This window comes from Paenibacillus sp. S25, from assembly GCF_019454085.1.
Taxonomy (GTDB): domain Bacteria; phylum Bacillota; class Bacilli; order Paenibacillales; family Paenibacillaceae; genus Paenibacillus; species Paenibacillus polymyxa_B.
Map to the genome: position 1 here is coordinate 2,742,501 of NZ_CP073683.1, position 13,100 is coordinate 2,755,600.

Consider the following 13,100-nt stretch of genomic DNA (forward strand, 5'->3'; position numbering starts at 1 on the left):
GGGGGCCGCAGTGAAAAGGCCCAAGCGACTGTTTAGCAAAAACACAGGTCTGTGCGAAGCCGCAAGGCGAAGTATACGGGCTGACGCCTGCCCGGTGCTGGAAGGTTAAGGGGAGTGGTAAGCCCTTCGGGGCGAAGCTATGAACCGAAGCCCCAGTAAACGGCGGCCGTAACTATAACGGTCCTAAGGTAGCGAAATTCCTTGTCAGGTAAATTCTGACCCGCACGAATGGCGTAACGACTTGGGCGCTGTCTCAACGAGAGATCCGGTGAAATTTTAATACCTGTGAAGATGCAGGTTACCCGCGACAAGACGGAAAGACCCCATGGAGCTTTACTGCAGCTTGATATTGAATTTGGGTACGATCTGTACAGGATAGGTGGGAGCCGTTGAATCTTGAGCGCCAGCTTGAGAGGAGGCATCCTTGGGATACCACCCTGATCGTATCTAGGTTCTAACTTGGTACCGTAATCCGGTGCGAGGACAGTGTCAGGTGGGCAGTTTGACTGGGGCGGTCGCCTCCTAAAGAGTAACGGAGGCGCCCCAAGGTTCCCTCAGAATGGTTGGAAATCATTCGAAGAGTGCAAAGGCAGAAGGGAGCTTGACTGCGAGACCTACAAGTCGAGCAGGGACGAAAGTCGGGCTTAGTGATCCGGTGGTACCGCATGGAAGGGCCATCGCTCAACGGATAAAAGCTACCCTGGGGATAACAGGCTTATCTCCCCCAAGAGTCCACATCGACGGGGAGGTTTGGCACCTCGATGTCGGCTCATCGCATCCTGGGGCTGAAGTAGGTCCCAAGGGTTGGGCTGTTCGCCCATTAAAGCGGTACGCGAGCTGGGTTCAGAACGTCGTGAGACAGTTCGGTCCCTATCTGTCGTGGGCGTAGGAAATTTGAGAGGAGCTGTCCTTAGTACGAGAGGACCGGGATGGACGTACCGCTGGTGTACCAGTTGTTCCGCCAGGAGCACCGCTGGGTAGCTATGTACGGAAGGGATAAGCGCTGAAAGCATCTAAGCGTGAAGCCCCCCTCAAGATGAGATTTCCCAATTAGTAAGACCCCTTGAAGACGACGAGGTAGATAGGTTGGGGGTGGAAGTGCAGTAATGCATGGAGCTGACCAATACTAATCGGTCGAGGGTTTATCCTAAATAAAACGCAAATGAGTTTCGGATCCAGTTTTCAGGGTGTAACCTTGAAAGTATGTACAAGTGACATACGACAAGCGCATGGCTATTCATTCACACGATAAGTGATGAACCGAATAACCGTACGGTAGAATTTGCACAACAAATTCATGTTTGGTGGCGATAGCGGAGGGGTTCCACACGTACCCATCCCGAACACGACCGTTAAGCCCTCCAGCGCCGATGGTACTTGGACCGCAGGGTCCTGGGAGAGTAGGACGTCGCCAAGCAAATAAAAGTATGACCTCTACATAAAAAACCGCGATTATCGCGGTTTTTTTGTTTCCAAAAAGATGTGCTTGTCAAAAATCCAGTATGGATCCCATAAGTAAAGACAAGTAAGACAAAAATAACCCAGTTTTGTTTTTGAAAAAACCATGTTAAACTTTTCTCATAAAAATAAATGTACTTTCTGAGGTGAGTTGAAGTGTTGGAACGTTCTATGGAGAATACAAGGGAATCACACAAAGGAAAGGGAGTGATTTAAAACAGAAAAGGAGATTATAAATGAGCACTTATCAAACAGTTATTAGTGATGGATTTGAGCTGAAATATGCTATAACAGGTAACGGAAGGCCGATATTGGTGATCGGCAGTAGTGTATATTATCCTCGCTTATTTTCAGACCATTTATATAAAAAGTTTCAGTTTATTTTCCTGGATCATAGAGGGTTTGCAAAACCAACTCGAGCTTTAAAACCAGAAGACTATACTTTGGATAAAGTTATTAATGATATAGAAACAGCAAGACAATGTCTTCATCTAAATGAATTTATCATATTAGGACATTCCGGGCATGCCTTTATGGCTTTGGAATATGCTAAACAATACCCGGACTATGTTCAAAAAGTGGTGCTTTTAAATTCAGCACCTACGAACAGCCAGGAAAGACAGCGGCAGAGCGCTTCATTCTTTTATGAAACGGCCAGTCCAGAAAGAAAGGAACGTTTTGAAAAGGACATCGTTTTATTAGAGGAAGATATCAAAAGAGACCCTGATAGAAGATTTGTTCACTTGTGTATACGTATGGGAGCTCAAAGCTTTTATGATTATGCCTATGATGCGGCTTACACGTGGAATGATGTGTACACGAACATGCCTATCATTGATTATTTATGGGGAGAAGCTTTCGGTAACATGAATTTGATACAATCCCTGGCGGATATCCATAAACCCGTATTTATTGGTTTGGGAAGGTATGATTATTTGGTTGCACCTGTTTCATTATGGGATAGGGTCGATGACACCTACGAGAACGTGAAAAAAGTGATTTTTGAATATAGTGGGCATAACCCGATGTTTGAAGAACCTCATTGTTTAGATCAAACATTAGCCAAATGGATTAATGATGATCACTAGGATTTTTGCTAAAACATCTCTTAGATACTCAGTAGCCCGTAAAATGAGCGTGATTCTCATTTTTACGGGCATTTTTATTGAGTGTTATTTACCTTTTGCACCGATGAAAAATACTATGACTTTTTTATTAGTGACGTGACGGCTTAACTAGGTTCTGTATAATAACCGAAAGGTAATAATGTATTGTTAGTTTTTTTGTTATACTTCCAACAGAAACAAATCTAAGGCTTATGGAATTCAATAACAATTTAGTGAAGAAATGATATGGAGGTTGTTATGAAATACGAAATTATTTTATTTGATGTCGATGATACGTTGTTTGATTTTAAAAAGGCAGAAAGTCATGCGCTACATAATACATTTACCCAATTTGGATTGCCACAAGGGGCTACTGAGTATAAAGCTAGTTATGATGAAATCAACAGTGCGTTGTGGCGAGAGGCAGAGGAAGGACACATTACCTCAGCGCAACTGCGTGTGGAACGGTTTAAGCGATTATTTACTATTCATGATCTAGATTTCAATCCAGATGCCTTTAGTGCAGCATATTTACGTTATTTGGGCGAAGGTGCTTTTTTGATGGACGGAGCGGTTGAATTATGTGATATGCTGTCTGATTGTCGTTTGGCGATCATTACGAATGGAATCAAAGAGGTGCAAACCTCCAGAATTCAGCTTTCACCGCTGCGTGATGTATTTGAGCAGGTAATTATTTCGGAGGAAGTGGGTTGCCAAAAGCCACAAGCTGGTATTTTCGATTACGCATTTACTAAGCTAGCTATTTCAGATAAAAGTAAGGTTCTCATGGTTGGTGATTCTTTGACCTCGGATATTCAAGGAGGGAACCAATACGGAATCGATACCTGCTGGTTCAACCCCGCTGGGAAAACAAATGTGTCTGGCATTCAACCCACTTATGAAATAAAAAGCCTGATGGAGTTATCGAATCGTGTGCTTTCAAAGCGTCTCGTACTGAAACGTACATCGGCTGAAATTAGATGAATAATGTCGAAATCAGAAGACCGGAAATTAAGGACATCGAAAAGATAAATGAATTGTTTAGAATTGTGATTATAGACACGTTTGCTAAAGAAGGCATTGGTCATATGTTGGAAGACATAGAGGAGGAACTTGAGACTAAGAGGGTATATTTGGAACGTGACTTTGAGAGTCACGGTGAACAACGATATTTCTTAATCGCTGTAGATGGGAATCAAATAATGGGTTCTATTGAATATGGACCGGTAAGTGAACTAATAAGTAAATCGACCAATAATACCTTTAAAAATTTGTGCGAGGTAGGAACTGTATTTGTTCACCCTGACTACCAGAAGATTGGGGTAGGGAATTTATTGTTGAAATCAATGTATCTGACACTGAAAAATAGAGGAGTAGAAGAATTTTGTTTAGATAGTGGATATCGTATTGCGCAGAAAATATGGAAAAAGAAATTTGGAACTCCTGATTATTTATTAAAAGATTATTGGGGAGCAGGCTCTGATCATATGATATGGAGAATCAAAGTCAAGGATGCTATTAAATGATCAATTGCTTGGCAATCTCTTGTGTGTCTTTAATCTACAAGGACCAAAGTTATAAAACAAGGCAGGCCGGAAAATCGGCCTGCCTTGTTTTAATTTTTTTATCGTCACTGGCTGGTCCATGATTAGCAGGAGACAGCTTTAAGGCGGAAGGTAGAGCTGGCGAAATCTCCAGTGAGATCGGAGACAACAAGCCCAATTCTCATGAGGCGGTCACCTCCGAAAATTTCTCCATTAAATGCTACGCGGAAGGGGGAACCGCCATCTTCCACTAAGGTATTACCCGTATGGACTGCAGTGTTGCCCGTCGCTCCGTGTTCGATTATATACTTTTTATCTGGGTCAAGTCCTTTTAGAGTTAGTCGCCGGATGGGCCCATTTGGTTCAGCTAGTACACGGAAGTAAGCGACAAAAGCTTCGGACTGGTCCTCGCTAACGAACATCCAGGCCGTGTCGCCTCGGCCCTCAAATGGACTAAGGAGTCGATACATATCTCCTTGCTGTACAAGGGAACGAATTTCCTTATACTGGGCGATTTGTTTGGCAGCGAGCTCCTTTTCTTCATTTGTAAAGGCAGTTAGGTCAAGTTCGTAGCCAAAATTCCCGCTCATTGCCACGTCGCCGCGTATAGCGAGGGAGGTGATTCTCCCCACCTGGTGATTCGGTACATTCGATACGTGTGCGCCCATGGTACTGGCCGGATACACGATGCTTGTGCCGTACTGGATAGCCAATCTTTCAATGGCATCAGTATCATCACTGGTCCATGTCTGCGGCATATAGTAGAGCATTCCTGGATCGAATCGTCCACCGCCTCCGGAACAGCTTTCGAACAAGATGTCCGGGAACTGGGAAGTCAGACGTTCCAGCAGATCGTAAAGTCCGAGCATATAACGGTGCGCAGTTTCCTTTTGTCGCTCGCTAGGAGCTGTAGCCGAAGCAATCTCCGTCATATTACGGTTCATGTCCCACTTGACATAAGTAATCGGAGCGATCGAGAATACGGAGCTAAGCGTCTCGTACAAGTAGTCGCATACTTCCTTGCGGGAGAGATCGAGCACCAGTTGGGATCGGCCTTCCGTCCGCCGCCGACCTTCCGCATGCAGGCACCAATCGGGATGGTTGCGGTACAGTTCACTATCAGGTGATACCATTTCCGGCTCAACCCACAAGCCAAACTGTAATCCTTGTTCATTAACCCGTTTGGCCAGGTCGGCAAGCCCGCCAGGCAACTTGCGACGGTCTTCAAACCAGTCCCCAAGCGAATTGTCGTCGTTGTCGCGCTTACCAAACCAACCGTCATCTAGAACAAAGAGCTCAATTCCAAGGGGGCCTGCTTCCTTGGCAATCGCTTCGATTTTATCGGCGTCGAAGTCGAAATACGTGGCTTCCCAATTGTTCACGAGAATAGGACGCTCTTTGTCACGGTAAGTCCCCCGGCAAAGACGTGTGCGATAGAGTCGGTGATAGGTGCGTGACATGCCCCCAAGACCTTCTTCGGAAAAGACCAATACGGCTTCAGGGGTCTGGAATGACTGACCCGGCTCAAGCCGCCAGGAGAAGTCAAAAGGATTGATTCCGATACTTACACGAGTCTGATTGAACTGCTCTACTTCTGCCTGTGCGACGAAGTTGCTGCTGTAGATTAGACTGAAACCGTACACATCCCCACGATCTTCAGTCGCATCAGGACGAAGCAGTGCCAGAAATGGATTCATTTGGTGACTGCTGGAACCCCTTCGGCTCTCGAGCCGAAGGGAGCCGGGTCCGAGATCGCGGCGTTGGATATGTCTTTCCCGAACCCAGGCTCCAGGTAAGTAAAGAGCTTGGTAGTTGGAATCGGCGAAGTCGACAGAGGCGCTCATGGCGTGTTCAATATTTATGGTAGCGCTTCCCTTTTGTTCAAAAAGAGTAGACCTAGCAATGGCACTGTGGTTCGCAAATACAGTATAGAGCAGTGTAGTCTTAAGCCCCGTGTATTGATCTTCAAGGATCAAAAAGAGGGTTGTGGCTTCATCATCCGATTCGGTATAGACGGAAGGAAGTCCCTCGAGCTTTGGTTTACCCGGTTCAATACGGTAACCACTATATTTCAGCTCCGTAGTCCGAGTTCCATCCACAAGTGCAACCTGGTAAGCTGGTTGACGAAAGTCGCTTGTTCCATACTGGGGGTATTCCTGAGGAAGCGTGTCCAAAGAAATTGTACTGCTGGAAGAAACGGGAGTGGGAGAGAAGGAGCAACGCTCCCTAAGCTCCAATATACTTGCGAGACTTTGGTCATGATGAAGTTGAGCTCCCCAATAGACATGTGCGGGATATCCTTCTACAAGCTGGATAATATAGCTGCAATCCTTGGACTGCAAATGAAACAAACCAAGCGCTTCGTTAACATGAATGTTCATGATATTCACTCCTTAGGGGTTTATCATTATTGTTTTACGTAAGGATACTGATCAATGACAATAAGACTCTCAAGTACTGATGTTAGCCTTTTTTGCATGAGCTCTCCCGAATGACAAGCTTAGTCCCGATCACGCTGTACGCAGGTGGTTCACGCCCCTCAAACCGTTCAGAGAGCAGTTGCACGGCAGCCTTTCCCATCTGTTCAGGATAGGCACGGACAGTAGTTAGTGGAGGCTGCACGAAGGCTGCCATCTCAATGTCGTCGAAGCCGACAACAGCCATATCCTCTGGTACTTTGACTCCATGTCCATGAAGGGCGCGGAGGGCACCAATGGCGAGCGGATCGCTTGCAGCGAAGCAGGCCGTCGGTCGTTCCTGTTGGGTTAGAAGTTCGTTCATCATGAGATAACCATCCGCGGTACTCCAGGCACCTATACGGACGAATTGAGGATTGTACAACCCCTGTTCCCGCATGAATCGTTCAAAATAATGCGCTCTTCGCTCACCGTCGCTCTTACCGCCGATAAATCCGATTTGTCGGTGGCCAAGCTCAAGTAGATGTCCGAGTGCCTGATCAACAGCTTGCCGGAAATGAAGTCGTACAGAATCATACTCCAGCTGTTCATGGTACTGGTCGACAAGGACAATGGTGTTCTTGTCAGGATGAAGTTTGAATACCTCTTCAGGATCAACGCCGCCCACAACAATCAGACCGTCAGCCTTCTGGAGGGTGTCAATGGATGAGCGGCCTCGCAAGGTCTGGCCCAACGTCAATCCAAGCTCTTCACAGTGCAGTTCGATTCCACGGCGGATCGAGGCGTAATACGGATCGTCTCTTTCCTCCTCAATAGAACACCACAGCAGGAGGGAGACCGTTTTCCCGGCACGTTCCGTATTCTGCTTTAATTGCCTCAGCCGGGTAGGCTTATACTCGAGTTGCTCGGCAACCAAAAAAATTCTGCTTTTGGTGTCGGGGCTTACGGACAGTGACAGATCGTTATTTAAAACCCTTGAAACGGTTGCGGCAGACACACCCGCTTCGCGGGCAATGTCTTTAATGGTTGCCAAAAGAGCTCACACCTTTTTAGTTAATAATTTTACTAAAAATCGACTTAATCCTAACACATCTCTTTGGCACTTTCAAGATGGACGGTTGAATTTTTTTAACATTATTTTTGATCTACTACTGTAGAGATTGTTTGTGTTAACATGTTGAATATTCTCTTGATGACGGAGGGGTCCTAGTTGAATATTCTGTCACTAGCTCGTAAGTGGTTTGGTCGACTTCGCTTTAAAAGCAAGGTTATAACGGTATTTCTTCCGCTAATTATTGTTTCTCTGCTTACTCTAGGACTGTTGTCCAATCAGCTTTTCAGCCGTTCTTTGATAGACCGAACCACCAGCAACGTGGTCGATGAGTCTCAGCTTATCTTGTCTCGGACCGATTACATATTCAGCAGTGTGGAAACGGCGGCCAATATTATGGTGACGAATATTAACCGGATGTATGATTCATACGGTGCCAAACCTGGTACTGCGATGGAGCCTATTCAGTTTGGAAACTTGATGCAGAGCCGCCTATCCATTGATTTGTCAATCTTTCGTGAGGTGGATGCCGCTGTATTCATTGATAATGAAGGGACAATTTTCGCCTCTTATACCGAAAGTGGGGATGATCGCAAAATCTATAGCATGCTTAAGCGGGTAAGGGAATCCGAAAGTTATGGACAGGCACTCTGGTTTGATATGGAGAAGAGGGATTTCCTAACACCAGATCCAAACTCTCCGGTTTTGACGTTGGGGAAGACGGTCATTAATATAGACACGGGCGAACCCTATGGAACCCTTTTTCTGTTAGTGAAGGAAGAAGGTTTGTCCGATTACTTCCGTTCCAGCGATCCGGATGCGCCCAAATCGTATTATTTTTTAGATAACGGAATGCGGGTGGCGGTGGCAGAAGACAATGAGATGCTGATGAATCCGGTGAATCCACAGCTAGGTGAGGCCATCCAACGTTGTGCGCCTAATGCATCCCAAGGAACGTGCTCATTCGAGTATGAGGGTAACCTGGTAACGGTCACTGATTATAACCGGATGGAGTGGAAGTTGGTCAATATCGTATCTCTTAGCCTGCTTACCGCTGATGTCCGGCAAAATGTTAGATTGTCGCTCTTAATCGGCGTATTGTGCCTTGTTTTTTCCTGGCTGGGCGCTAGCTTTCTATCCAAAATGGTCGTTAGCCCTCTCGAACAACTGACTAGGGCCATGCGAAAAGTAGTAACTGGTGACTTGCAAGCGGTTACGACAGTCCGCACAGAGGATGAGATCGGTACGATTGCTGAAGCGTTTAACTTTATGGTAAGACGAGTTCGGGAGCTGCTGGATGAGGTAAGGCAGGAACAGAACCGTAAGCGTGAATATGAGCTTGCACTGATAAGCGCCCAAATTAAACCGCATTTTCTGTACAACACTTTGGATACCATTTATGCACTCAATGAGTTAGATCGTAATGATGAGGCTAGAGATACTACAAAAGCGCTGGCAGATTTTTATCGAATGGTGCTGAACAAGGGACGGGAATTAATTACTTTAGAAAAGGAAGCTCAGATTACTGATGATTACTTGACGATTTTGCAAATCCGATATCCCGATGTGTTTCGCTATGAAGTGGATATCCCTCCCGATCTTGCAGGTACACCTATCCCGAAGCTCTCGCTTCAGCCGCTTGTCGAGAATTCGATTTACCATGGTCTTAAGAAGAAAGGAACAAAAGGTTTTATCCGTATTTTTGCCTTTAAACAGGGCGATATGGTGATCGTTCGGGTGGAGGACAACGGTGTGGGGATGGATGAATTCCAAGTTCAGACTATTATGTCCAGACATTTACCGAAAGAAGGAATACGATCAATCGGTACCTACAGTGTTCAGCAACGACTGAGTCTATATTTTGGCGAGGAGTATGGGATATCCGTTCAAAGTATTCTCGCGGAGGGAACAACTGTTGACCTGTCGCTGCCGATGCTGCCAAAGGGGAGTGAACACAAAGATGTATAAAGTGATGATTGTCGATGATGAGCCGCTGTTCCGAGACTTTCTGCGTATAAAAATAGATTGGGAAAGTCATGGCTTTAGGGTTTGCTGCGAAGCAAGGAACGGACAGGAAGCACTTCAAGAAGCCGAGCGGCATCAGCCGCATCTCGCCCTCGTAGATATCAATATGCCCTTCATTGATGGGATTGAATTAGCCGAGAGGTTGAAAGTCAAGTTCGAACGCATCGTTATTGTATTCATATCCGGACATAACGAATTTGAATACCTACAGAAGGCGGTTCGAACCGGAGTGCAGGATTATTTGTTGAAGCCGTTCAATGCGGAAGAAATGCTATCGATGTTGGAACGTATTAAGCCGAAACTACCGGTGTTTCTGCAGGAGAGCGAAAGTACCGAGTGGGGTAAGCATGGTAGCGAAGCGTTGCACGGCAGAGCAAGTATGCCTGATTTAGGCCATCTGCGTGATGCAGTCGTGCTAGACCTTCGATTGAAAGACAGTGAAACGTTAGAGGAAGTCCGTAAGGCAATCCAGCAGCTTAGTAAATATAAGTGGGGGGATGAATACGCGGACGCGATGCTTATGGGAATCGTATCTCTAGCACTTTCCTTTGCAAGTGAACGCGGCATTCCTTATGATCGGCTATGGGATGAAGGTTTGAACAAGTCTCCTTACGACCGGCTCCGGGAGTTAGATTCCTGGGAGGCTGCTGAAGGATGGATGCTCGCTTTGTACCGCAGGCTGATCCAATTGATGGAGAATATGCACTCTACGAAGGCTTCCAATCTTTTTGCTGCGGCGATCACCTATATCGAGGAGCATTATGCAGACACAGAGTTGTCTGCTGAGCAGGTTTCGTGCGGGGTTTTCGTCGATCCCAGCTATCTGCGGCGCGTCTTCCGCAAGGAGTCCGGCTTCTCCATAGTGGATCATATTACACACATTCGGATGAAGAAGGCTAAGGAGCTCTTACTGAACAGAAATCGGAAGTTGGCGGAAATCGCTGAAAGTGTTGGATACAGTGACCCCAATTATTTCAGCAAATGCTTCAAGAAACGCTTTGGCATGACACCGACTGAATATGAGCAACTCCAAAAGAGGTAGATGTTGTCCTGCGAGGCAGAACAACATCGATTTAAGCCTGGCGGTTTTCCTATATGGAGAACCGCTGCTCTATTTGTCCCGTTTTTTACTGATTATGCCCGTTTTATTCCTTAATCAAGAAAAGAAGCGGGAGTATACTGTAGTCATGCAAATGAAAGCGCAAACATAAAACACATTGCATAAGGGGGATTAAACAAATGAAAAAAACTTACAGAAGTTGGGGTGCAGCTTTGCTAGTGCTCACCATCTCTATTGGATTGGTCGCTTGTGGTGGAGATAAATCAGCTTCCTCCCAGGGCGGGACGGGAGACACAACGATCAAATTGAAGGTATATGCGCAGCATTTTGACGCCGATACCACCAAGCCGTTCGATTATGCCGTGGAAGAACTCAAAAAGGACATGCCAAACGTTGAGATTGAACTGGATCCTGCCGTTCAGGACGGATACCAGAAGCTAAAGACTTATGCAGCGACAGGAAACATGCCGGACATTTATTTCACCGATTGGCCAACTCTGCAAACTTTAGCAAAATCGAAAAATGTCGAGGTGCTGGACAACTATGAGACAACGGCTAAATTCAAGGAGAATCTTAATCCGGGTGTTGAGTCTCGTTTAGTAGCTCCAGATAATCATGTGTATGCTTATCCGGATACAGGCATTGAATTCCAGCTTATCTATTACAACAAGTTGATTTTTGAGAAGGCGGGGATCGAAACGCCGATTAGGACGATTGATCAAATGGGCGAAGCAGCTAAAAAGTTGAAAGCTGCAGGTTATGTGCCCATGTCGATCTTTGCCAAGGAAAAGTGGATTACGACTGCTTTTTATAATGGGCTGGTCACAAGAGAGCAGCCACAAGGATTCGGAGCACTTGATCAGAAAGGTGTAAAAGCATTGCCAGAAGCGTTTGTAACGGCAGCACAGCAGATGAAGCAATTGCAGCAAGCCGGATTGTTCGACGCAAATGCCACGAACACCAATTATGATCAGGCATCGTCCCTGTTCTATCAGGGAAAGGCTGCCATGTTTGTGAACGGACAATGGGAAATTTACAGTTCACAGGAAAAGCTGGGCGACCAGGTCGACTGGATGTACTGGCCAGCAAAGGATGAAGCAACCTACGAGAAGTCCAAATATTTTATCGACGGTGCAGGTTCGCCACAGGGTTACGCAGTATCCTCGAGTAGCGAAAATAAGGAAACTGCCGTAAAAGTAGCAGCATTCCTTGCGACAAAGTCAGCCGAGTACAAATATACCCAACTCGGAAGTCCAATCATTTCGCCGAAAGTCGATAAGCAAATTGCCCCCAATGTTCCAGCAATGATGCAGCGAGTCGCCAAAGAGTTGCTGCCAAACGCCAAGGAATATGCTCAGCTTCTGAGTAATACCAAAATTCAGAACACAATCAATGACAATACTCAGAATCTGATGGTGGACAACTTTTTGGCAGAGGGTTTTGTGAACAATCTGAACAGTACATTGGAGAAAGAAAACTGATAATCCAGGGACAAGCAACCTCTGGCGACATAAGTCGCTGGGGGGAGCCGTCCCGAAAATAAGGGGTGGAAGCAACACATGAATAAATATTTGGGGAACAAATCGGCGCTGGCACTGTTTCTGCTCCCTGCTTTGATCCTGTACAGTGTGATCCTGATTTATCCCGTTCTGCAGACCGTTCTTCGTAGCTTTTATGATTGGGATGGCCTTAGTACACCGATCTTTTCGGGATTGAGTAATTACCGGGAGCTCTTTTCTGATCCTTTACTTTCCACTTCGCTTAAGAACGGATTGATATTTGCAATTGTACTGGTGGTCTTTCAGATTGGACTGGGAACGCTATTGGCGCTGATCTGTGCAGACCCGCGTACACGCGGGCGGAAAATACTGAAAACGGCTTATTTTATTCCGGTTGTTCTGTCGGTAACTGTGGTGTGCCAGCTGTGGATCGCCATTTACGACCCGACCAACGGACTGATCAACCGGCTGTTCGATCTTTTGAATATCCCGTATCAGCAAAATTGGCTGAGCTCCCCGACAGCATCAATTATTGCCATCGCCTTCGTTAATGCCTGGCAATTTATGGGGTATCAATTCGCGCTGCTATATGCAGGGGTTAAGTCAGTACCTGAGGACTACTTTGAAGCCGCCACGATTGACGGTTGCAGCAAATGGAGAGCGCATCTGCATGTTACACTTCCTCTGATGAGGGAAACGTACAAATTCTGCTTCATTATCGCGATTACCTCTGGGATAGGCGCCTTTGTGCAGATGCTGATTATGACCAACGGGGGACCTGGGACTACAAATTATACAATGACATTCATGATTTACCGCTATGCTTTTATGGAGAGCAACTATGGCTATGCGTGTGCTGTATCTGTGCTGCTTGTACTGATCTCGCTGCTGGCAACTGTAGTTATCAATAAGCTGTTTGATCGCGGACAAACCGCCTAAT

9 protein-coding genes and 2 rRNA genes (1 of these 11 only partly in view) are annotated in these 13,100 nt (G+C 46.1%); 9 read left to right on the forward strand and 2 right to left on the reverse strand.

The window, feature by feature from the left end; genetic code table 11:
- The 5 genes from KAI37_RS12085 to KAI37_RS12105 all read left to right on the forward strand — a co-directional run.
- Positions 1 to 1,150: ribosomal RNA gene (locus KAI37_RS12085) — 23S ribosomal RNA — on the forward strand (it extends 1,781 nt beyond the left edge of the window).
- Positions 1,151 to 1,300: 150 nt separating this feature from the next.
- Positions 1,301 to 1,417: ribosomal RNA gene (gene rrf / locus KAI37_RS12090) — 5S ribosomal RNA — on the forward strand.
- Between the two features lie 277 nt (positions 1,418 to 1,694).
- Complete coding sequence (locus KAI37_RS12095; protein WP_220031351.1) at positions 1,695 to 2,546, forward strand: alpha/beta fold hydrolase; 852 nt, start codon at positions 1,695 to 1,697, stop codon at positions 2,544 to 2,546.
- A 276-nt stretch (positions 2,547 to 2,822) separates the two neighbouring features.
- Complete coding sequence (locus tag KAI37_RS12100) at positions 2,823 to 3,548, forward strand: YjjG family noncanonical pyrimidine nucleotidase (protein WP_104494942.1); 726 nt, start codon at positions 2,823 to 2,825, stop codon at positions 3,546 to 3,548.
- Positions 3,545 to 4,090 (forward strand): GNAT family N-acetyltransferase, encoded by a 546-nt coding sequence (locus KAI37_RS12105; protein WP_220031352.1) that lies wholly within the window; start codon positions 3,545 to 3,547, stop codon positions 4,088 to 4,090. The genes KAI37_RS12100 and KAI37_RS12105 overlap by 4 nt, the downstream gene beginning before the upstream one ends.
- 122 nt (positions 4,091 to 4,212) lie before the next feature.
- Here KAI37_RS12105 and KAI37_RS12110 read toward each other — a convergent pair whose 3' ends face one another.
- Positions 4,213 to 6,489 carry an alpha-galactosidase gene (locus KAI37_RS12110; protein WP_220031353.1) on the reverse strand — a complete coding sequence of 759 codons (2,277 nt, stop codon included), beginning with the start codon at positions 6,487 to 6,489 and terminating at the stop codon, positions 4,213 to 4,215.
- An 82-nt stretch (positions 6,490 to 6,571) separates the two neighbouring features.
- Positions 6,572 to 7,558 (reverse strand): LacI family DNA-binding transcriptional regulator, encoded by a 987-nt coding sequence (locus KAI37_RS12115; RefSeq protein ID WP_220031354.1) that lies wholly within the window; start codon positions 7,556 to 7,558, stop codon positions 6,572 to 6,574.
- Between the two features lie 177 nt (positions 7,559 to 7,735).
- On the opposite strand from KAI37_RS12115, the gene KAI37_RS12120 reads away from it, so the two are divergent.
- The 4 genes from KAI37_RS12120 to KAI37_RS12135 all read left to right on the forward strand — a co-directional run bounded on the left by KAI37_RS12120 (position 7,736) and on the right by KAI37_RS12135 (position 13,099).
- Positions 7,736 to 9,544, forward strand: a complete 1,809-nt coding sequence (locus tag KAI37_RS12120; protein ID WP_220031355.1) for a cache domain-containing sensor histidine kinase — start codon at positions 7,736 to 7,738, stop codon at positions 9,542 to 9,544.
- Positions 9,537 to 10,643: a response regulator transcription factor gene (locus tag KAI37_RS12125; RefSeq protein ID WP_076294689.1), complete on the forward strand. Its 1,107-nt coding sequence runs from the start codon at positions 9,537 to 9,539 to the stop codon at positions 10,641 to 10,643. Before KAI37_RS12120 ends, KAI37_RS12125 begins: the two co-directional genes overlap by 8 nt.
- Before the next feature lie 197 nt (positions 10,644 to 10,840).
- Complete coding sequence (locus KAI37_RS12130; RefSeq protein ID WP_076294690.1) at positions 10,841 to 12,142, forward strand: ABC transporter substrate-binding protein; 1,302 nt, start codon at positions 10,841 to 10,843, stop codon at positions 12,140 to 12,142.
- Between the two features lie 78 nt (positions 12,143 to 12,220).
- Complete coding sequence (locus tag KAI37_RS12135) at positions 12,221 to 13,099, forward strand: carbohydrate ABC transporter permease (protein WP_025723645.1); 879 nt, start codon at positions 12,221 to 12,223, stop codon at positions 13,097 to 13,099.
- The last annotated feature ends 1 nt before the right edge of the window (position 13,100 follow it).